This is a genomic window from Pseudomonas sp. FW300-N2A2 (assembly GCF_017351735.1).
In the GTDB taxonomy this organism is placed as follows: domain Bacteria; phylum Pseudomonadota; class Gammaproteobacteria; order Pseudomonadales; family Pseudomonadaceae; genus Aquipseudomonas; species Aquipseudomonas migulae.
In genome coordinates this window covers 21663-43631 of record NZ_JACNDU010000017.1, presented here as the reverse complement: position 1 = coordinate 43631, position 21969 = coordinate 21663, and the positions used below count along the sequence as shown (strand labels likewise).

19 protein-coding genes are annotated in these 21969 nt (G+C 61.3%); 17 read left to right on the top strand and 2 right to left on the bottom strand.

The window, feature by feature from the left end:
* Positions 1–18: 18 nt before the first annotated feature.
* The gene (locus J4E42_RS19885; RefSeq protein ID WP_207285976.1) at positions 19–1383 is read right to left on the bottom strand and encodes an effector-associated domain EAD1-containing protein; all 1365 of its coding nucleotides are present in this window, start codon (positions 1381–1383) and stop codon (positions 19–21) included.
* 371 nt (positions 1384–1754) lie between these two features.
* Between J4E42_RS19885 and J4E42_RS19880 the strand changes: the two genes are divergently transcribed.
* The 16 genes from J4E42_RS19880 (at position 1755) to J4E42_RS19805 (ending at position 19526) form a co-directional block, all read left to right on the top strand.
* Positions 1755–3941: a hypothetical protein gene (locus J4E42_RS19880; RefSeq protein WP_207285975.1), complete on the top strand. Its 2187-nt coding sequence runs from the start codon at positions 1755–1757 to the stop codon at positions 3939–3941.
* 208 nt (positions 3942–4149) lie between these two features.
* Positions 4150–4821: a GntR family transcriptional regulator gene (locus tag J4E42_RS19875; protein WP_008029632.1), complete on the top strand. Its 672-nt coding sequence runs from the start codon at positions 4150–4152 to the stop codon at positions 4819–4821.
* A 114-nt stretch (positions 4822–4935) separates the two neighbouring features.
* Positions 4936–5868, top strand: a complete 933-nt coding sequence (locus J4E42_RS19870) for a 4-hydroxyproline epimerase (protein WP_207285974.1) — start codon at positions 4936–4938, stop codon at positions 5866–5868.
* Positions 5865–6980: an FAD-binding oxidoreductase gene (locus J4E42_RS19865; RefSeq protein ID WP_207285973.1), complete on the top strand. Its 1116-nt coding sequence runs from the start codon at positions 5865–5867 to the stop codon at positions 6978–6980. The genes J4E42_RS19870 and J4E42_RS19865 overlap by 4 nt, the downstream gene beginning before the upstream one ends.
* Complete coding sequence (locus J4E42_RS19860; protein ID WP_008042619.1) at positions 6973–7209, top strand: 2Fe-2S iron-sulfur cluster-binding protein; 237 nt, start codon at positions 6973–6975, stop codon at positions 7207–7209. The genes J4E42_RS19865 and J4E42_RS19860 overlap by 8 nt, the downstream gene beginning before the upstream one ends.
* The gene (locus tag J4E42_RS19855; protein ID WP_207285972.1) at positions 7206–8462 is read left to right on the top strand and encodes an FAD/NAD(P)-binding oxidoreductase; all 1257 of its coding nucleotides are present in this window, start codon (positions 7206–7208) and stop codon (positions 8460–8462) included. The genes J4E42_RS19860 and J4E42_RS19855 overlap by 4 nt, the downstream gene beginning before the upstream one ends.
* Positions 8463–8536: 74 nt before the next feature.
* Positions 8537–9286 (top strand): AraC family transcriptional regulator, encoded by a 750-nt coding sequence (locus tag J4E42_RS19850; RefSeq protein WP_207285971.1) that lies wholly within the window; start codon positions 8537–8539, stop codon positions 9284–9286.
* A gap of 229 nt (positions 9287–9515) precedes the next feature.
* Entirely contained in the window at positions 9516–10334 is an 819-nt protein-coding gene (locus J4E42_RS19845) for a transporter substrate-binding domain-containing protein (RefSeq protein ID WP_008024648.1), read from the top strand.
* 10 nt (positions 10335–10344) lie between these two features.
* Positions 10345–12123 carry an aconitase X gene (locus tag J4E42_RS19840; RefSeq protein ID WP_207285970.1) on the top strand — a complete coding sequence of 593 codons (1779 nt, stop codon included), beginning with the start codon at positions 10345–10347 and terminating at the stop codon, positions 12121–12123.
* Entirely contained in the window at positions 12116–12781 is a 666-nt protein-coding gene (locus J4E42_RS19835) for an amino acid ABC transporter permease (protein ID WP_008024646.1), read from the top strand. The genes J4E42_RS19840 and J4E42_RS19835 overlap by 8 nt, the downstream gene beginning before the upstream one ends.
* A gap of 10 nt (positions 12782–12791) precedes the next feature.
* Positions 12792–13442 (top strand): amino acid ABC transporter permease, encoded by a 651-nt coding sequence (locus J4E42_RS19830; protein WP_008024645.1) that lies wholly within the window; start codon positions 12792–12794, stop codon positions 13440–13442.
* Positions 13435–14157, top strand: a complete 723-nt coding sequence (locus tag J4E42_RS19825; protein ID WP_008042626.1) for an amino acid ABC transporter ATP-binding protein — start codon at positions 13435–13437, stop codon at positions 14155–14157. Before J4E42_RS19830 ends, J4E42_RS19825 begins: the two co-directional genes overlap by 8 nt.
* A gap of 107 nt (positions 14158–14264) precedes the next feature.
* On the top strand, positions 14265–15293 hold the full coding sequence (locus tag J4E42_RS19820) for a trans-3-hydroxy-L-proline dehydratase (RefSeq protein ID WP_008024643.1): 1029 nt from the start codon (positions 14265–14267) through the stop codon (positions 15291–15293).
* Positions 15294–15421: 128 nt separating this feature from the next.
* The gene (locus J4E42_RS19815; RefSeq protein ID WP_008042630.1) at positions 15422–16339 is read left to right on the top strand and encodes a dihydrodipicolinate synthase family protein; all 918 of its coding nucleotides are present in this window, start codon (positions 15422–15424) and stop codon (positions 16337–16339) included.
* A gap of 71 nt (positions 16340–16410) precedes the next feature.
* Positions 16411–17808, top strand: coding sequence for an MFS transporter (gene abaF, locus J4E42_RS19810; protein ID WP_207285969.1), 1398 nt, complete (start codon positions 16411–16413; stop codon positions 17806–17808).
* Between the two features lie 137 nt (positions 17809–17945).
* Positions 17946–19526 carry an aldehyde dehydrogenase (NADP(+)) gene (locus J4E42_RS19805; RefSeq protein ID WP_207285968.1) on the top strand — a complete coding sequence of 527 codons (1581 nt, stop codon included), beginning with the start codon at positions 17946–17948 and terminating at the stop codon, positions 19524–19526.
* A 39-nt stretch (positions 19527–19565) separates the two neighbouring features.
* On the opposite strand, the gene J4E42_RS19800 is transcribed toward J4E42_RS19805, so the two are convergent.
* On the bottom strand, positions 19566–20573 hold the full coding sequence (locus J4E42_RS19800) for an Ldh family oxidoreductase (protein ID WP_008024639.1): 1008 nt from the start codon (positions 20571–20573) through the stop codon (positions 19566–19568).
* A gap of 264 nt (positions 20574–20837) precedes the next feature.
* Between J4E42_RS19800 and J4E42_RS19795 the strand changes: the two genes are divergently transcribed.
* The gene (locus J4E42_RS19795) at positions 20838–21968 is read left to right on the top strand and encodes a carbon-nitrogen hydrolase family protein (RefSeq protein ID WP_207285967.1); all 1131 of its coding nucleotides are present in this window, start codon (positions 20838–20840) and stop codon (positions 21966–21968) included.
* The last annotated feature ends 1 nt before the right edge of the window (position 21969 follow it).

Sequence of the window (21969 nt, the reverse complement as noted above, 5' to 3'; positions counted from 1 at the left end):
AGCTGTTGGCCTAATTTGTTAACGATCGCATTGCAAAAGGTATCGGCTCAGGACCGGGTTATGAGGGAAGTCTTGTTTGACCTCAGATAGCAGGTTTGCTGGGCTGACCGAGGCGCCTTGTTGAGTGAGTATCCATAGACGCTGCCAGGTGTCGAACGCGCGATTCATGGTGGGTACTTGACCAGCCTTGCCACCTGCCCGTACCCAGACAGCTCGGGCGTCATCGGGGCTTGGGTAGGAGTCCGACAGAAAATCAATTAAATCTCGAGGGACACCGTTGGCAGCGGACGAAGACGGCGATTGAGCCTCAGCATCGGTGGAGACACGGCCTCGCGCTTGGGAGGAGCCATGCAGCAAGTCAACCGATTGCCTCATGAGTAACACGAGATACTCGGCTGAGGCGCGAGCGGCAAAAATACGATAGCGGTCGTCTTTATCCAGGTCACCAAAATCGGACACACCCTTCGCGACAATCACCGGAACGCGAATAAACTCTCCGGCCGCGCCCAATGCACTTGCCTCCATGTCGAGTCCGAGCACTTTGCGCATTGACTCTCCTAGTCGCGAGAAGACCTTGTCATCCTCGACAACCGCTGAGCCCGTTGCGATGGGAGCGACGTGTACCTGAAAGGGAGGTGTGAGGCGCGGTCGACCATTAAATTGGAGGTGCAGTTCGCCTGCCCGATCTTTGCCTGCAGATGTGATCAAACCCTTGTCGTCGATGAGTCCTCGTTTTCGAAGTCGTTCTAAAACCAACGTCCAATCGGGACACTCCAGCCAAAAGTCCGGGTGGGCTTGGGGAAGCAGACCTTTCAACCCGCAAAGCAGAACCCAATCTTCTTGAGTTTCAAGAGTCATCTGCGGGCGTTCGTTGATCCAGCTTCCAGGGGCAACACTCGCGACAATTTGCATACGTTGGACCCAGTGAGGACCCGGCCCTACCTGGATCGGATCGCCCTGAAAATTTGATACGCCGTCGACGACGGTCAGTTTACCGGCGTCATAAGAATAGAGGCGATCAGCAATGAGCACGTCGCCAAGAGCAACCTTGCCACGACGTCCCGCACAAATACCCGACATGGCAATGCAACGAGCCGGCACTTCGCCCCAGAGGTGAGCCAATGTCGCAGAAGCCTGCTCCTTCCCCATAAACGCGCAAAATGACGCAATCACCAGCAAGGGAGAACCGCTGTCGGAGAGGAACTGTGCTTCCGCAATTTGCCAGCCACTGCTGGTTTTTCGTTCTCGCCAACCTTCGCCTGTCAGTCCCGTCGTAACGGATAGGAGCGCGAGATACTCATCTTGCAAGGCGCAGAGAATTAGAACGTCAGCTAGGCCAGACTTAGGGATTGGAGTAGACGACATAACGATGTGGATGCTCAATGGTGATTTGTGCGCAATGGGGGCGGACTTGTCGTTGCAGGAGACATTTTCAGCCGACGAAACCCTATACTACGACACTGTACTGGCATTTCGATACGAGCGGCACTGCACGCTCACCACGCCTCGATATCATCACCCGGACCTAATTTGAGGTAACGGAAATGCCTGAAGTGCCGATCCAACTCCATCACACGCCGCCGATGGGGCAAACTCGGCACTAGGTAGTGCCGATGAGAAATGCACCCGGGGACGAGCAGCGCTGCCTGGGTACGCAGCCCTGTTTATTTACTTAGGACACAGGGCCTGAACTAAAAACTGCCCGCTTCGAAGTTCTACTTTGCCTTGTCATACCCCAGCAGGAAGCTCGTTGAATGCCGCTTCAACAGAAAACGTCCAGTCTCATCCCAACCGTTACCGCCGCCCCGGATGAAGTCCGGATGCGCTCATTCAATGTAGGTCATGGTGATTGCACACTTGTCGAAGTAGTCGCAGAGGACAGAGTCGTGTTCAGGTGCCTGCTGGACGCCGGAATGGCGCTGCCACCGGCATTGATCACCCACCTCAAGAACACACCACGAACGGATCGAAAGCCCGACATTGACGTACTGGTCTTGAGTCATGTCGACGCGGATCATCAGGGCGGCATTCCCGAACTGCTCGCTTCCGGCATATCTATCGGGGAGTATCTCGGGCCTTGCCTACCCACCTTCAAACGGCTGAAATGGTTGTTTGCACCCCGCGTGAGCGAGGCGGTGAGCCGTGCGCTGGCTGTGGAGGAACAATTAAAAAGTCAGCACATTCCCATTTCCTATCCGCTCGAAGGTTTCAAAACCCGCTACGCCAACGGTCGGATCGTCTTGTCCATCATCTCGCCCGCAGCAAAGCTGATGAAGAGCCTGACACTTGCCTCAGCAGCCAATCTGTCGGCACTCCTAAGGCGCCGCCCTCTGCCTTTGCAGTGGCTGCTTGAGGCGGAAGAAGAACAGGGCAGCGACGAACAGCAAAATCTGGCCAATCTCTTCAACGGCGGAGTTGTACTTTCTCCCGAGGACTTCGAGGAACACCTGCCCTCACTTGACTTACCTCACCGCGAGGCCTTAACACAGGCGGCTGAGGCCACGCAGTCGGAGTTTGAACCCGAGTTCTTCGGGAATTCGATCCTAAATGACACCTCACTGGTCGTGGTCCTGGACGTTACCCTCGACGGGCACCATCGTAAGCGTTTAGTGTTTCCCGGCGATCAGGAGAACTGGACCTACATCGCCGCACAACACCCAGCGGGGCTGGGCATCGACGTCTTGAAAGCGCCGCACCATGGAGGACGGGTATACCTCAACGATCATTGCGAAAACTTCCACACCCTGTATGCATGGTTACGTCCCAAGACCGTCGTGGTGTCTGCCAACGGGCGACATCATTTGCCTCGCACCGGGTTTCGGGATGCCCTGCGGGCAGTAGGAGGCTCCCTCTTATGCCCCAATGTACGCACCTTTGAACCGCTGTCCGCCGGTGCGATGTTGCACCCGGAAGAAAAGTCGTGCTTCGCGGCCATGGGCTGCACACCATCGCAAAAACCATTTGTCGCCATCACGTTAACGGCCAAGGCAGAATCCGCCGATGTGCCGGCTTGCGTGCAGGGTACGGGCCTTTCGGGACTGGCGCCCATTGTCGTGTTACGCCAGGAAGTTACAGTCCCCAGCGAGGGACTCCTTCGATACACCTACGGCGAGTTGGACCGACACGCACGATGGATCAAGCATCAGCTGAAGCGCCGTCGCAAAGAATTTGCAGAGTGCATGGCGGGTACCGTGGAGGCCTATGACGTGACTGCGGAACATTCGACGACCCCCTGGAGTTCACTCGCGGTGGAGGCAAAGGCTGAAGGTCGTCATGATCTGGTTGCCGACCCCGAGCCCGTACTCAAGTTTGGTCGCAGTCACTACGCCTTTTGGACAGACCTTACGTCCCGGTCTAACCAGGTACATCTTGCTTGCGTGCCGACCGCCGCAGAATTAAGGACCGCAATCAAATGGCTCAAATCCATACCCATGATGCTGCTGATCGTCGAGAGGCCGCAGCGTTTTGCCGCAGGCACGGATCGGATCGATATCCTCCAGTCTGTGGATTGGCGAGTCTTTGATCATCTGATAGCAGGTAAACTTGCCCTCCCACACCAAGTGATTGCGCAGGAGGTGCGCCCAAAATTGCTCACAATCATGGCGCAGCACTTCAGCTTTCAAATTTGCCAATTTGACTACCCCTTCAACCCGTATGATGGAGGTAAAGCGTACCTGCTGCTGCAAACGGATAGTGCCATTCCGGACCTGGAGAGCAAGGAATGGATGGCTATCTGGGATTGGAGAGCATCCGGTAAGAAGCTCCAAGCACCGTGGACTGAGTTGGCGAAGCGGGCTCAAAACGAGCTGTTGGCCGGGAATTTTTTTGATCGACCACAAATCGATCGACACGATTTTACGGCTGCTTTCTCGAGCATCCTTTTTCCCAAACACTTGCCCTTCCTGGATCGCATCAAGGAAGTGGCTTGGGTGCATTACTGAAAGGGTGCCAGCCTACTCGCCGAGCGTGCTCCTGTTCACCTCAACGGACAATCCAGCGTCCTGCCAAATTGGAGACCATACATTCTAATCAAACTGAAAATTCACGCCCGGGGAGTCAGGGTGCGGCTGTCGAAAGGCAGCGCAAGTGCACTGAACCCAATGAAAATTCGTATACCATATCTCCAACTCAATCCGAACGACTGCCGCCGTGACCCTACCCAAATTCAATGCTCCAGACTTGGGCAATGCGCCTTCGACATCTGAAATCATCACACGCCATCTGCGTGACGCCATCGTCGCCGGGCATTTCGCCGAGGACGAGCCGATTCGCCAGGACGACATCGCCCGGCAGTTCAACGTCAGCAAGATCCCGGTGCGTGAGGCCCTCAAGCGCCTGGAAGCCGAAGGCCTGGTGATGTTCCAGCGCAATCGCGGGGCGATGGTCACACGGGTGTCCGATGCCGAGCTGGCGCAGATGTTCGAAGTGCGCATGTTGCTCGAAGACAAGGTGCTTCGCCTGGCCATTCCCAACATGACCGAAGACACCTTCGCCCGGGCCGAACGCATCTGCCAGGAGTTCGTCGGCGAAGATGATGTGGGACGTTGGGCCGAGCTCAATTGGGAACTGCACGCCTGCCTCTATGAACCGGCACAACGTCCGTTTCTGGTGAGCCTGATCCGTTCGGTGAACGACAAACTGGAACGTTACCTGCGCATGCAAATGAGCCTTTCCGCAGGCAAGGAGCGCGCCGATCACGAACACCGGGAGATCCTCGAAGCCTGTCGCGCCGGTGACGTCGACCGGGCGGTGAAGCTGCTGGACGAACACATCGCCGGGGTCTGCAAAACCCTGTTCGAGCACCTGCCCCACCACCACTGACAGACCGCGGTACTGTGCCGATTTCGTCATCGGCACCGGGTAAAACCATCAAGCCTGCAACCCCCCGCACGGGCCACTCTTGCGTTCACTCATCTGAACGGACGTGGCCCACTCATGAAACGTATCACCGTGATTGACTCCCACACCGGCGGCGAACCCACCCGCCTGGTGACCTCCGGTTTTCCCGAGCTGGGCACCGGCAGCATGGCCGAACGTCTTCAACGGCTGGCTGAACACCATGACCAATGGCGCACCGCCTGCGTGCTCGAACCGCGAGGCAGTGATGTGCTGGTCGGCGCACTGCTGTGCGAACCGGTTGACCCTGCGGCCTGTGCCGGGGTGATCTTCTTCAATAACTCGGGTTACCTCGGCATGTGCGGCCACGGCACCATCGGCCTGGTGGCGTCGCTTGCTCACCTGGGCAAGATCGGTCCGGGCATGCACAGCATCGAAACGCCAGTCGGCACGGTGCAGGCAACCTTGCACGACGACCACTCCGTCAGCGTGCGCAACGTACCGGCCTACCGTTATCGCAAAGCCGTGGCGTTGCAGGTGCCGGGAATCGGCGAAGTGGTTGGTGATATTGCCTGGGGTGGCAACTGGTTTTTCCTGATCGCCGAGCATGGTTTGCGCGTCGCCAGCGACAACCTTGATGCGTTGACCGCCTACACCTTCGCCGTGCAACAAGCACTGGACGTTCAAGGGATACGTGGCGAAGACGGCGGGTTGATCGACCACGTCGAACTGTTCGCCGAGGATGAACAGGCCGACAGCCGCAACTTTGTGCTCTGCCCCGGCAAGGCCTACGACCGCTCACCTTGCGGTACCGGCACCAGTGCAAAACTGGCGTGCCTGGCCGCCGATGACAAATTGCAGCCGGGCCAGATCTGGCGCCAGGCGAGCGTCATCGGCAGCGAGTTCGAAGGCTCCTACGAACAGCACGGCGAGCGCATCGTACCGACGATTCGTGGCCGCGCCTTCATCAGCGCCGAGGCCAGCCTGATCATCGAACAGGACGACCCGTTCGCCTGGGGCATTCGTCCATGAGCCAAGGCCTGGAGGCCGATGTCATCGTGATCGGCGCCGGCATCATCGGTGCCGCGTGCGCCCAGGCGCTGGCCCGGCGCGGCTTGCGCGTGCTGGTGCTGGACGCTGGTTTGCACAGCGCGACGGCCGCCGGTATGGGCCACTTGCTGGTGCTCGACGACAACCCGGCCGAGCTGGCCCTGAGCCAATACTCGCTGCAACGCTGGCGCGAACTGGCGCCGGACTTGCCTGAAGGCTGCGCTTACCGCAGCAACGGGACGTTGTGGCTGGCAGCCAATGCCGAAGAAATGGCCGTGGCCCACAGCAAATACCTGAACCTTCAGACCCAGGGCGTTGCCTGCGAGTTGATCGCTCGTAACGCCTTGCGCGCCCGTGAACCTGAACTGCGCGAAGACCTCGAAGGCGGTTTGTTGATCAACGGCGACGGCATTCTCTACGCTCCGGCGACCGCCAACTGGATGCTCGACACCGCCGACATCGAGCAACGCAGGGCGCGGGTCAGCGAGGTCGATGGCAATCGCGTGCGACTCGATGACGGCCAGTGGTTGAGCGCTGAGGCAGTCATATTGGCCAACGGCATCCAGGCCAACGACCTGTGCCCCGAGTTGCCGATCGAACCGAAAAAAGGCCACTTGCTGATCACCGACCGCTACCCCGGCAAGGTCACCCACACGCTGGTGGAACTGGGTTATGTCACCAGCGCCCACAACGCCACAGGGCCATCGACCGCCTGCAACATTCAGCCCCGGCCGACCGGGCAACTGTTCATCGGCGCCTCGCGACAATTCGGCACCACCGACCCGCAGGTCGAAGGCTGGATGCTCGCGAAAATGCTCAAGCGCGCCGCCGAGTACATGCCGGGCCTCGCCCAGCTCAACGGCATCCGCGCCTGGACCGGCTTTCGCGCCGCCAGCCCCGACGGGCTGCCACTGATTGGTGAGCACCCATCGCGCAATGGTTTGTGGCTGGCGGTCGGTCACGAGGGACTGGGGGTCACCACGGCCCCCGGCACCGCCGATATTCTGGTCGCGCAACTGTTCAATGAGACGCCGCCATTGGCGGCGCAAGCCTATCTGCCGCAACGTTTTCTCGGGGAGGCCGTGTATGCCTGATTTGGTCCTGGACGGCCGCACCCTGCGGGTCGCCGAAGGTACGACTGTCGCCGCGGCATTAGCCTTGGCCGACGACGGGTGTACTCGCACCTCGGTCAGCGGTCAGCGGCGCGCACCGCTGTGCGGCATGGGCATCTGCCAGGAATGCCGGGTGACCATCGACGGACGCCGCCGACTGGCCTGCCAGACGCTGTGTCATGACGGCATGCAGGTGCGGACCCGACCATGAACGAATTCGCCGATTTGCTGATCATCGGTGCCGGCCCCGCCGGCATGAGCGCCGCCCTCGCCGCCGCGCCCAGTGGCGCCCGCATTATCGTGCTCGACGACAACCCGTTGCCGGGAGGCCAGATCTGGCGCGACGGGCCTCAGGCCAGCCTGCCGAATCAGGCACGGCAGATGCGCGAGCGCCTGCATGCCAACAGCAATATTCGCCACTACAGCGGCACTCGTGTGATCGCCTGTTCAGGCCCCAAACAATTGTTGGTGGAAGACGCCGATCACGGATGGCTGATTGGCTACGACAAACTGATTTTGTGCACCGGCGCCCGTGAGTTGCTGCTGCCCTTCCCCGGCTGGATATTGCCGGGTGTGACGGGGGCCGGAGGACTCCAGGCGTTGATCAAGGGCGGCCTGCCGGTGCAGGACGAACGCGTGGTGATCGCCGGCAGCGGGCCATTGTTACTGGCCAGTGCGTCCACCGCGAAACACAACGGCGCCCACGTGCTGAGCATTGCCGAGCAAGCCTCCTCGGTTGCGGTCGCCGGGTTCGCCCTGCAACTGCCACGCTGGCCGGGCAAGCTTGTGCAATCCTTCAGCCTGTTTGATCGTCATTACTGCACCGACTCCCACGTCGTGGCAGCCTTGGGTAATGAACGGCTGGAAGGTGTGCGTCTGCGGCAACAGGGCAAAATCGTCGAACTGGCCTGTGATCGCCTGGCCTGTGGTTTCGGCCTGATTCCAAATATTCAACTCGGTCAGGCGCTGGGTTGCGCACTCGGCGGCACGGCGCTCGCGGTCGATGCCTGGCAAGCCACGAGCCTTGCCGATCACTACGCCGCTGGCGAATGCACCGGTTTCGGCGGCAGTGAACTGGCGTTGGTCGAAGGTGCCATTGCCGGGCATGCCGCCGTCGGTAACACCGCAGCGGCACGCCAATTGTGGCCGCGTCGGACACGTTGGCAGGGTTTCGCCAAGGCGTTGAACAACGCGTTCAGCCTCAGCCCGCACCTCAAGTCACTGGCGCAAGCCGACACGCTGGTCTGTCGCTGCGAAGACGTGCCCTACGCGGCACTGGCCGGGCACGCTGACTGGCGTGCGGCAAAACTGGCCAGCCGCTGCGGCATGGGCGCCTGTCAGGGGCGAGTGTGTGGCGGCGCCTTGCAGTACCTGTTCGACTGGCAACCCTCGGCCCCGCGACCGCCGTTCAGCCCGGCACGTATCGAAACCCTGATGTGCCTGGAAGACACCCCGCCCGCGTAAACGCTCGCTCCGGGGTTTCGGGGGCACTGCCGAGTCTTTATGATCCCGGTAGTTGCCACCAGGCCCCCAGCGCTATGTTCCCCTTACTCAATCAGTTCAAACCCTGCGATTTGCCGACGCTGCTGAGCAGTCTGCAGCCCATCGCGACGCTGCTCGACACCCTGGCGGACGTGGTGTTCTTCATCAAGGACAGCGAGGCGCGCTATGTCTTCGTCAACCAGACCCTGGCTCGACGGTGTGGCTTCAAGCAGAGCGGGCAACTGCTCGGGCTGACGGCGGACCAGGTCTTCCCGGCACGATTTGGCCCGCTGTACACCGAGCAGGATCGGCGCGTGCTGGCCACCGGCCGTGAACTGGCGGATCAACTGGAACTGCACCTGTATTTCGGCAACCAGCCAGTCTGGTGCCTGACCCACAAACTCGCCCTGCATGACGAACAGGGGCGGATCGTCGGCCTCGCCGGCATTTCCCGCGACCTGCAACTGCCCCAGTCCAACCATCCGGCGTTCCAGAAACTGGCAGCGGTGGACGCACACATTCGCCGTCATTTCGCCCGACCGATCAGCCTGGCCGAACTGACGGCCATCGCCGGTTTCTCTGTGGCGCAACTGGAACGCCATTGCAAACGGGTGTTCCAGCTCACGCCACGGCAGATGATCCACAAGTCCCGCCTGGAAGAAGGCTCGCGCCTGTTGCTCGACACCGACCTGCCGATCACCGAAATCGCTCTGCGCTGCGGCTACACCGACCACAGTGCGTTCAGCCGCCAATTCCGCGCCCTCACCAGTCTTTCGCCCAGCCAGTACCGCGATAGCCGTCGTTAAAATGTTCCTTTAAGGGGCGCTGCGCACCCTGCGTGCTCCCTTCCGTAACACCTCCTCGACCGACACCGTCGTAGCGTTGCCCCGCTCGCTTGCGCTGAGCCGCCCTGCTTCAAGGGTTGGCAAAAATTCGACGGTAAAAGCAAAAACGGCACGGCCATTGCTATTGTTAATATCGTATACGAAATCCCCAATACGATATTCAACAGCACATCCACAGAACGAGGCCTCTATGAAAAACCCCGCATTTGCCGTAGCCCTCAGCGCTGTTCTCAGTACCTCCTTCATTGCCACCGCGCAGGCTGACAAGCTCGACGACATTATCGGTTCCGGCAAGCTGCGCTGCGCCGTGACCCTGGACTTCCCGCCCATGGGTTTCCGCGATGCCAGCAACGCTCCTGCCGGTTTCGACGTGGACTATTGCAACGACCTGGCGAAGATCCTCGGGGTCGAGGCCGAAGTGGTGGAAACGCCGTTCCCGGACCGCATTCCGGCACTGATCTCCGGACGGGCTGACGTGATCGTCGCCTCGACTTCCGACACCCTCGAACGGGCCAAGACCGTTGGCCTGACCGTGCCGTACTTCGCCTTCCAGATGGTCGTGCTGACCCGCGACAACACCGGCATCAACAGCTTCAACGACATCAAGGGCAAAGCGCTGGGCAACACCAGCGGCACTTTTGAAGCCATCGCGCTGGAGGGCGATGTGAAGAAATGGGGCAGCGGCACCTTCCGCGCTTACCAGTCACAAAACGACACGCTGCTGGCGGTGGCCCAGGGTCACATCGACGCCACGGTAGTAACCAACACCGTCGCCGCCGCGACGATCAAGTCGGGCAAATACAAAAACCTGAAAATCGCCGGCAACGCGCCTTACACCATCGACTACGTGTCACTCGGTGCCAAGCGCAATGAGTACGGCCTGCTCAACTACCTCAACCTGTTCGTCAACCAGCAGGTGCGCAGCGGTCGCTACAACGAGTTGTTCACCAAATGGGTCGGCACTGAAATCCCGCCGACCGACCTGACCGTGCCAAAGGTCTACTACTAAGGTGTCCGGCATGCCTGGGTCCACTGCTCTCATCGGTCGTAACCTGGTCCCGGGCTCCGCCCAGGGCGCGCTGCTGTTTGCCGATGTCGGGCTGAGCTTCTGGGGCGGCGTCGACCCTTGCACGGGTGAAGTCATCGACCGTCACCATCCGCTCAGCGGCGAACATCTGCACGGTCGTGTGCTGGCCATTCCCAGTGGTCGCGGTTCGTGTACCGGCAGCAGCGTGCTGATGGAGTTGATCAGCAACGGTCATGCACCGGCCGCTTTGGTCCTGGCCGAAGCCGATGAGATTCTGACCTTGGGCGTGCTGGTGGCGCAGACCATTTTCGAGCGTTCCCTGCCGGTGCTGTGCATCGGCCGGGAGGCCTTCGCGACCTTGCGCGGCAAAGCCTTTGCCCGAGTCGAAGGCGCCTCGCTGGCGATGTTCGATCACGTGCCCATCGATGGCTGGCAGCCAACCGAAACACCGATGCACACAGGCGAAACCAATGAGTCGGTTGAGCTCAGCGGGTTCGACCGTTCGCTGCTCGACGGCGAACATGGCAAAGCCGCGCAGATGGCCATGCAGATTGTCCTGCGCATGGCCGAACTGCAAGGCGCCCACCAATTGGTGGATATCGCTCAGGCCCACATCGACGGTTGTATTTACACGGGACCGGCGAGCCTGCGTTTTGCCGAACAACTGGTGCAGTGGGGCGCGAAAGTTCGGGTGCCCACCACCCTCAATTCAATTTCCGTGGACCAGCGCCGCTGGCGAGCGTTGGGCATCGACCCGTTGCTCGGCGAACCGGCCAGTGCCTTGGGCGATGCCTATATGGCGATGGGCGCGCAGCTCAGTTTCACCTGCGCCCCCTACTTGCTCGACACCGCACCGAAGGCCGGCGAGCAGATCGTCTGGGCCGAATCCAACGCGGTGGTCTACGCCAACAGCGTGCTTGGTGCGCGCACGTTGAAGTACCCGGATTACCTGGATATCTGCATCGCCCTGACCGGCCGCGCGCCCCTGATCGGTTGTCATCTGGAGGCACCACGCAAAGCCCGCCTGCGCGTTGAATTACCGGAACTGGGCGAACTCGACGATGCGTTTTACCCCTTGCTCGGCTACCACATTGGTGCCCTCGCGGGCAGCCGGATTCCGCTGGTGTTCGGGCTGGAACAGTACCAGCCAGACCTAGACGACCTGAAAGCCTTCGGCGCAGCGTTCGCCACCACGTCGGCCGCGCCGTTGTTTCATATCGCCAGGGTCACACCGGAAGCACTCGACCCTGCACAAGCACTGGAAGCCGACGTCCCGATACCTGTGGAAACAATCCGCCTGGCGGACCTGCTGGGCAGTTGGCGCGAGCTCAACAGTGCCCGTGACAACCGCGTGGAGGTGGTCTCGCTGGGTAACCCGCACTTCTCGCTCAGCGAGTTCGCCCGACTCGCACGGCTGTGTCACGGCCGGCACAAACACCCCGAGGTGGTGCTCGCCATCACGTGCGGTCGTGCGGTGCTGGAACAGGCGCGTGACGCCGGACACATCGGCGTCATTGAAGCCTTCGGCGCCACCCTGGTGACGGACACCTGCTGGTGCATGCTCGGCGAGCCGGTGATCCCGCCAGCCGCCACAACCTTAATGACCAACTCGGGCAAATACGCCCATTACGCACCCGGTCTGGTGGGGCGAAAAGTGCACTTCGCCAGCCTCGCCGAGTGCGTTGACGCCGCTTGCACTGCCAGCGCCAGCGGGCGACTGCCGAGCTGGTTGCAACCTGCCTTGCTGATGGAGAGCCTCGCGCATGTTTGATTACACCTTCCAATGGCGCGCCACCCTGCGCGCCTTGCCGGACATGCTCGCCGGCGCCTGGGTCACGTTCGAGACCGCCGCGCTGTCGATGATTTTCGGCGTACTGATCGCCCTGGCCCTGACAGTCATGCGTGAAACCAGACACCCGCTGCTGCGCGGTATCGGCAACGGCTGGGTGTCGATTGCCCGTAATACCCCGTCGCTGTTCCAGATCTACATCCTGTACTTCGGCCTCGGCTCAATGGGCCTGCACGTCAGTTCCTGGCTCGCGCTGTTGGCCGGGATCACCTTCAACAATGCCGGCTATCTCGCGGAAAACTTTCGCGGCGGGCTCAAGGCGGTGCCTGGCACGCAAGTGCGGGCCGCGCGTTCGCTGGGCATGAGTGCCTTCCAGGCCTACCGGATGATCATCGTCCCGCAACTGTTGCGGATCGTGTTCTACCCGTTGAGCAACCAGATGGTCTGGGCGGTGTTGATGACGTCGCTGGGGGTGATTGTCGGGCTCAACAACGACCTCACCGGCGTGACCCAGGACTACAACGTCAAGACGTTCCGCACTTTCGAATATTTCACCATCGCCGCGGTGCTGTATTACCTGATCGCCAAGGCGATCGTCGCGACGGCCCGGCTGATGGCCTGGCGGCTGTTCCGTTACTGAGGACGTGACTATGTTTTCCACCGGATTTTCCTGGAACGACCTGCTGTTCCTGCTTAACGGCGCCTGGATCACGCTGCAACTGACTTGCTGGGCGATCCTGCTCGGCACGTTCGCCGGGCTGGTGTTCGGCCTGCTGCGTGCGCTGTTGCCACGGGCCAGCCTGCCACTGGCATGGGTACTGGACGTGTTTCGCAGCGTGCCGCTGCTGATCCAGTTCGTGCTGTTCAACTCGCTCAAGAGCATCGTCGGCCTGAACATCAGTGCTTTCAGCGTGGGCTGCATCGTGCTCGGGGTTTACGCCGCCGCGTACTTCACCGAGATCGTGCGCGGCGGCGTGCTGTCGGTACCGCTGACCCTGCGCCGGGCCAGCCGTTCGCTGGGCCTGAGTTTCTTCCAGGACCTGCGCTGGATCGTCCTGCCGATGGCCTCGCGGGTAGCCTTCCCCGGCTGGCTGAACCTGGTGCTCGGGGTGATGAAAGACACCGCGCTGGTGATGTGGATCGGCATCGTCGAACTGCTGCGCGCCTCGCAAACCATCGTGACCCGCATTCAGGAACCGCTGCTGGTGCTGTGCATCGCGGGCCTTATCTACTACGTCATGAGCCTGGTGGTCGCACGCCTCGGCGCTCGTCTGGAAAGAAGGTGGCAAGAAAATGATTGAGATCGACAACGTACACAAATCCTTCGGCGACCTTGATGTGGTCAAGGGTGTCAGCCTGACCGTGAACAAGGGCGAAGTGGTGTCCATCATCGGCGGCTCCGGCTCGGGAAAATCGACCCTGCTGATGTGCATCAATGGCCTGGAACCGATCCAGAAGGGCAACATCCGCGTGGATGGCGTCGAGGTGCATCACCGCGCAACCGACCTCAATCACCTGCGGCAGAAAATCGGCATCGTGTTCCAGCAATGGAATGCCTTCCCGCACCTGACCGTGCTGGAAAACGTGATGCTCGCACCGCGCAAGGTCCTGGGCAAAAGCAAGGCCGAAGCCGAGGCGCTGGCCGTGCAGCAACTGACTCACGTCGGCCTGGGCGACAAGCTCAAGGTGTTCCCCGGCAAGCTCTCGGGCGGCCAGCAACAACGCATGGCCATTGCCCGCGCCCTGGCCATGTCACCGGACTACATGCTGTTCGACGAAGCCACCTCGGCCCTCGATCCACAGTTGGTCGGCGAAGTGCTGGACACCATGCGCATGCTCGCCGAAGACGGCATGACCATGGTGCTGGTGACGCACGAGATCCGCTTCGCCCGTGACGTGTCCGACCGCGTGGCGTTCTTTCGCAACGGCCTGGTGCATGAGATCGGCTCGCCGGATCAGGTGATTGGTAATCCGGTGCATGCCGAGACCGCGGCGTTTTTGAAGTCGGTGAAATAACGGATGGCCCCTTCGCGAGCAAGCCCGCTCCCACAGGGAGTACGCAATCACTGTGGGAGCGGGCTTGCTCGCGATGAGGCCCGAACAGACGAAACAAGGAGGAGACAATGCGCTCATCGAAAGTGATTCATGTAGTCAGCTGCCACGCCGAAGGCGAAGTCGGCGACGTGATTGTCGGCGGCGTCGCACCACCGCCCGGTGCCACGGTCTGGGAACAATCACGCTGGATCGCCAGGGATGAAACCCTGCGCAACTTCGTGCTCAACGAGCCGCGTGGCGGGGTGTTCCGCCACGTCAACCTGCTGGTGCCGGCCAAGGACCCGCGGGCGCACATGGCCTGGATCATCATGGAACCGGCGGATACCCCGCCGATGTCCGGCTCCAATTCCCTGTGCGTGGCCACCGTGTTGCTCGACACCGGTATCGTGCCAATGACCGAACCGCAAACCCGGCTGGTGCTCGAAGCCCCCGGCGGCCTGATCGAGGCTGTAGCCGATTGCCGTGACGGCAAGGTCGAACGGGTGGAAATCAAAAACGTGCCGTCCTTCGCCGATCGCCTCGACGCGTGGATCGAAGTGGAAGGTGTCGGCTCCCTCAAGGTCGATACCGCCTATGGCGGTGACAGCTTTGTGATCGCCGATGCCAGGGAACTGGGTTTTTCAATCCGCCCCGATGAAGCCGCCGACCTGGTGGCGGTCGGGCTGAAAATCACCCGTGCCGCCAACGAGCAATTGGGCTTTGTGCATCCGTTGAACCCTGAGTGGTCGCACATTTCCTTTTGCCAGATCGCCGCGCCCGTCGTCCACGAGAACGGCATCGCCACCGGCGCCAACGCGGTGGTGATTCAACCGGGCAAGATCGACCGCTCGCCGACCGGCACGGGTTGCTCGGCGCGCATGGCGGTGTTGCACGCCAAGGGTTTGATGCGCGTCGGCGAGCGCTTTATCGGTCGCTCGATTATCGGCTCCGAATTCCACTGTCGGATTGACTCACTGACCGAAGTGGCCGGACGCCCCGCTATCTACCCCTGCATTTCCGGCCGGGCCTGGATTACCGGCACCCATCAATTGCTGCTCGATCCAAACGATCCGTGGCCACAAGGCTATCGACTGTCAGACACCTGGCCCGGTGCCTGAACACTCTGAAGCACTGACCACCCCGACCGACGGCTGACAAAAACCCCACAAACCTGAAAAAAGCACTAGCCGAATTTTTTCATTTTAAATATCGTATACGAAATACAATAAACAACCCGGAGGCAACAATGAGCAAGCGAATTAACTGGAGTGGCGTCTTCCCCGCGGTGACCACTCAATTCAACGATGACTTCTCGATCAACCTGGATAAAACCCATCAGGTGATTTCCAACGTGATCCGCGACGGCGTGTCGGGCCTGGTGGTTTGCGGCTCGGTAGGCGAGAACACCTCGCTGACCGCTGAAGAAAAAATCGCCGTGACCGAAGTCGCGGTCGATGCCTCGCGCGGCCGTGTGCCCGTGATTTGCGGCGTGGCCGAATTCACCAGTGTGCAAGCGGCCAAGGTCGCCAACGCCGTGCGCAAGGTCGGTGTCGATGGCGTGATGCTGATGCCGGCGCTGGTCTACGGTTCCAAGCCGTTCGAAACCGCCGAGCATTACCGCTACGTGGCAAAAAACGCCGACGTGCCGTTGATGGTCTACAACAACCCGCCGATCTACAAAAACGACGTGACCCCGGACATCCTGATTGCCCTGGCCGACTGCGACAACGTGGTGTGCTTCAAGGATTCCTCTGGCGACACCCGCCGCTTCATCGACATCCGCAACGAAGTGGGTGACCGTTTTGTGCTGTTCGCCGGCCTCGACGATGTGGTGCTGGAAAGCCTCGCCGTGGGCGCTGAAGGCTGGGTGTCGGGCATGTCCAACGTGTTCCCGAAAGAAGGCGAAACCATCTTCCGCCTGGCCAAGGCCGGACGTTATGCCGAAGCCATGCCGATCTACGAATGGCTGATGCCGATCCTGCACCTCGACGCCCGTGCCGACCTGGTGCAGTGCATCAAGTTGTGCGAAGCCATCGCCGGTCGCGGCAGTGCGCTGACCCGTCCGCCACGCCTGGCCCTGCCGGAAGAAGATCGGCTCTTCGTCGAGCAGATCATGGCCAAGGCCCTGGCCAACCGTCCGCACCTGCCGGACGTCGGTCTCTGAGTGATTGCCGGGCGGGGCTTTGCGGCCCCGGCCCGGCTACCTGTTTTTGCGCCCCTACAGGAAACGCCAGCATGCCCAACGCTCAACACGCTCACCGCGCAACCACACCCTCGGGACTCAAGCGCGTCGTGGCCGCCGCCATGGCCGGCACGGTCGCCGAATGGTATGAATTCTTCCTTTATGGCACCGCGTCGGCACTGGTCTTCGGCCAGTTGTTCTTCCGCCAGACCGACAGTCCCATCGACGGCATCATCGCCGCTTTCGCCCTTTACGCCGTGGGCTTTCTAGCCCGCCCGTTGGGTGGCCTGGTGTTCGGTCACTACGGCGACAAGTACGGCCGCAAACGCCTGCTGCAACTGAGCCTGGTGGTGGTCGGTATCACCACCTTCTTGATGGGTTGCCTGCCCGGTTTCAACCAGATCGGCTATGCCGCACCGGTGTTGCTGGTGCTGCTGCGGCTGATCCAGGGTTTCGCGTTTGGCGGCGAATGGGGCGGCGCGATTCTGCTGGTGTCCGAGCATTGCCCGGACAATCGCCGAGGTTTCTGGGCCAGTTGGCCGCAAGCCGGTGTGCCGGCCGGCAACCTGGTGGCGACGGTTGCGCTGCTGCTGTTGTCGTCGAACCTGTCGGAGGAGCAATTCCTCGCCTGGGGCTGGCGCGTGGCGTTCTGGTTCTCGGCCTTCGTGGTACTGATCGGCTACTGGATTCGCACCAGCGTCGATGACGCGCCGATTTTCAAGGAAGCCCAGGCCCGTCAGGCGCAGACCAAGCAACAGCAACTGGGCGTGGTCGAAGTGCTGCGTCACCACTGGCGCTCCGTGCTGGTCGGTATTGGCGCGCGGTTTGCCGAAAACATCCTCTACTACACCGTCGTGACGTTCTCGATTACCTATCTGAAACTGGTGGTGCACAAGGACACGTCCGAAATTCTGCTGCTGATGTTCGGCGCGCACCTGCTGCACTTCTTCATGATTCCGTTGATGGGTTATCTGTCTGACCTGGTCGGGCGCAAACCGGTGTACCTGACCGGCGCGATCCTCACGGCGTTCTGGGGTTTCATCGGCTTCCCGATGATGGACACCGGCAACAACTGGCTGATCATGGCGGCCATCACCCTGGGCCTGGCCATCGAGTCGATGACCTACGCGCCCTACTCCGCGCTGATGGCGGAAATGTTCCCGACCCACGTGCGCTACACCGCGTTGTCCCTGTGCTACCAGGTGGCGCCGATCTTCGCCGGCTCCCTCGCCCCGTTGATTGCGATCACCTTGCTCAACAAGTACCACAGCTCGACACCGATCGCGTTTTACCTGGTCGGCGCGTCGCTGATCTCCATCATCGCGGTCGGCCTGACCCGTGAGACACGTGGCAAGTCGTTGCACCTGGTGGACAGCGAATCTGCCGCGCGCATCGCCGCCCTGAACGATGCCGAACCAGTGACCGCACGCCGCAGCGATTCGCTCGCCTGACACCGCAGACCTGTAGGAGCGAAGCTTGCTCGCGAAGACGATGTGTCAGCTGACATCTCTGTTGAATGTATTACCGCCTTCGCGAGCAAGCTTCGCTCCTACAGATCCAGTCCCCTACATTCCGACAGGAGCTTTCCATGCCCCAGATCATCGGCCACAACTACATCGGCGGTACGCGCAGTGCCGCTGGCAAGATCACCGTGCGCAGCCACGACGCCACTACCGGTGAAGCGCTGCCCTACGCGTTCATGCAGGCCACCAACGAAGAAGTCGACGCCGCCGCCCAGGCCGCCGCAGCCGCCTACCCGGCCTTTCGCACGTTGTCGGCTATACGCCGCGCTGAGTTTCTCGAAGCCATCGCCACGCAACTGGAGGCACTGGACGATGATTTCATCGCTCTGGTGACCCGCGAGACGGCGCTGCCGAACGGACGCATTCTGGGTGAGCGCACGCGCACCAGCAGCCAGATGCGCCTGTTTGCGCAAGTCCTGCGCCGTGGCGATTTTTATGCGGCACGCATCGACCGGGCCCTGCCCGAGCGTCAGCCACTGCCACGAGCTGATTTGCGCCAATACCGGATCGGCGTCGGCCCGGTCGCGGTGTTCGGTGCGAGCAATTTCCCGCTGGCATTCTCAACCGCCGGTGGCGATACCGCTGCCGCCCTGGCCGCCGGTTGTCCGGTGGTGTTCAAGGCCCACAGCGGGCATATGGCGACGGCCGAACTCGTGGCCGACGCGATCATCCGTGCCGCCGAGCAGACTGACATGCCCAAGGGTGTGTTCAACATGATCTACGGTTCTGGCGTGGGCGAAACCCTGGTCAAACATCCGGCGATTCAGGCTGTCGGTTTCACGGGGTCACTCAAGGGTGGGCGCGCGTTGTGCGACATGGCCGCGGCACGAGCGCAGCCGATTCCCGTGTTCGCCGAAATGAGCAGCATCAATCCAGTGCTGGTATTGCCCGAAGCACTGCAAGTGCGGGGCGAGAAAATTGCCAACGAACTCGCCGCCTCCGTGGTGCTCGGCTGTGGCCAGTTCTGCACAAACCCGGGACTGGTGATCGGTATTCGCTCGCCAGCGTTCAGCGCCTTCACCCAATCGCTGAGCACCGTGATGGCCGCGCAACCGGGGCAGACCATGCTCAACTTCGGCACGCTCGACAGCTACGCCAACGGTGTGCAGGCGTTGCACGCGCACCCGAACATCACTCACCTGGCCGGTCGCGATCAACAGGGCACACAGGCGCAGCCGCAACTGTTCAAGGCTGACGTGAGTCTGTTGCTCAATGGCGACCCGCTGTTGCAAGAAGAAGTGTTCGGTCCGGCGACAGTGTTGGTGGAAGTGGCCGACAAAGCCGAACTGCAACGGGCACTTCAGCACTTGCACGGGCAACTCACGGCCACGCTGATTGCTGAAGCCGGCGACCTGCAAAATCACCCTGAGCTGTTACCGCTGCTGGAGCAAAAAGTCGGCCGGGTGTTGTTCAACGGTTACCCGACCGGCGTCGAAGTCTGCGATGCGATGGTGCATGGCGGGCCTTATCCGGCCACTTCAGATGCGCGCGGCACCTCGGTCGGCAGCCTGGCCATCGAGCGTTTCCTGCGCCCGGTGTGCTACCAGAATTGTCCCGACGCGCTTCTGCCCGACCCGCTGAAAAATGCCAACCCGCTGGGCATCGCTCGCCTGGTCGATGGCAGCAGTCAACGCACGCCCCTGTAAAAAAAGCGCCACCGGTTTACCGGTGGCGCACGCTCTCACTCATCCCAGCAGCGCTTTCAGATCGTTGTACAACGCCTCGGGAATCTCGACGCCCTCCACCAGGCTACGCGCTCGCGCCTCATAGCGCCGTTGCGAGGGCAACCGTGCGCCCTGCCCTTCAATACTCTCGAACAAGACCTCGGCACGGGCCAGATGCTGTTCGGTGGCTTCACCGAGAAAGCGTCGTGGATCAAGGGCAATGATCAACTCGCCGTGGTACGGCGACGACTTGCTGCCGGCGTCGTAAGCCAGTGACTCTGCGCTGGTCAGGTCGCCGATCAACGGCCCGGCGATCAGCTCCACCATGGCCGCCAGCGCCGAGCCTTTGTGCCCACCGAACGTCAGCATCGCACCCGCATCGAGCACCACGTTGGCATCGGTGCTTGGCTGCCCCTGCGCGTCCACACCCCAGCCCTCGGGAAGCGCTTTGCCGGCGCGCCGGTGCAACTCGATATCACCACGGGCAATCGCGCTGGTGGCGAAGTCGAACACAAACGGATCCTTGCCCGAGCGTGGCCAGCCGAACGCAATGGGATTGGTGCCAAACACTGGCTGGCTCCCGCCCGCTGGCGCCACCCAGGCATGACTGGGATTGCAGGCCAATGCCACGAGACCGGCCGCCGTCAGTTGCTCGATCTCAACCCACAGCGCAGAGAAATGCACGCAGCGATTGATTGCCAGCGCAGCGATACCGTTTGCCCGGGCTTTCTGCGCCAACAACGGCAGCCCCGCCTGGAACGCCAATTGTGAAAAACCACCCGCCGCGTCCACGCGCACGATCGAAGGCGCTTGATCGATGACCTGCGGCTCGGCATCGGCCGCCACTTTGCCTGCCCTGAGTGAGTTGACGCAGCCCAGGATCCGATACAAACCATGGGAGGCGCAGCCATCGCGCTCGCCGGCAATCACTGTGGCTGTCACCGCCTGAGCGTGGGCAAGGTTGAAACCGTTGTGCAGCAAGATCGATTCGGCCAGCTCGCGAGCTTCGGCCAGGGACAGACGGATCATAATCACCTCCTTGAACAGACCGTCCAGCCTGACCCGTTCCAGCCGTCACGGCTTGATCGCTTTAGGCCGACGCCATGACGAATTCGGCATATATGGATCATTGCGATGCGTCTTTGCATTGGTTCGCCAGCGTCGGCCATCATTCGCTGCAAAACCGCAAAAAAATCAAAAAAACCGCCCCTCAACGCGTTGTTTTACCGTAGCCTCGTCCCCCATCCTGAACGCCAATCATGAACCCTGCACACGGCCACTAACTGTTTTCCCATGCGCAAACTTCTGTACCTGACTTTCTCCATGGCATTGATTGCCGCCCTGACGACCTACGCCATGTGGGCCGCGGATCGTCCGGCGGGTCATTACCTGTCGGACTTGCGCATCGATCTCGCCATCGATCAGGGAACGCCTGCCGATCGTGGCAACCTGCTGGGTATCCAGCCCGAACTGTTTCCCACCGACTACCAAAGCACCGAACGCTTGCACCGCAAACTCGCGGCCTATTTGCAGAAAGCCCAGGAACAGGGGCTGCTGAATGAAAAAACCATCGTGGTGCTGCCCGAACATGTCGGCACCTGGCTGATGGTCAGCGGCGAGAAAGACGAGTTGTATCAAGCCACCACGTTCAAGGAAGCCATGAACTGGCTGGCGGTGAGCAACCCGCTGAAGTTCATCCGCGCGCTGATCGGCGCCAAGGGTGACAACCGCCTCGACGATGCGCACCTGCGCATGAAAGCCAAGAGCATGGCCAAGGATTACCAGGCCCTGTTTGGTGGGCTGGCAAAGGAATTTCACGTGACGCTCGTGGCGGGCTCCATCGTGCTGCCCGAACCGAGCATCATCGACGGCACCCTGAAAATCGGCCGCGGTGCGCTGTACAACAGCAGCGTGGTGTTCGGCCGCGACGGGCTGCCGATTGGCCAGCCACAACGCCAGATGCACCCGATCGTCGATGAAAGCGATGTGATCCAGGCTAATGGCGAACACACGCTCAATGTCGTCGACACCCCGGCCGGACGCCTGGGCGTGTTGATCGGCAGCGACAGCTGGTACCCGGACAACTACCGCCAACTCGACGATCAGGGCGCGCAGCTGGTCGCGGTCCCGGCGTTCGTCATCGGTCGCGGCGCCTGGGACAAGCCATGGCGCGGCTACAAGGGTCTTTCGGCGCCCGATTCCGTCAGCCTCAAGGCTGGCGAACTGAGCGAGGGTCAAGCCTGGCACCGCCTGACGCTGACCGCTCAACCGCCCGCCAGCCAGGCCATCGCCGGCATGAGCGTATTCCTGCGCGGGCAGTTCTGGGATCAGGGCAGCGCCGGGCAAAGTTTTCTCAGCAGCAACGGACAGCATTTCGCCGGTGGAAACTTCCGTGGCGCGCGTTTGCTGAACCTTTGGTTGTAAA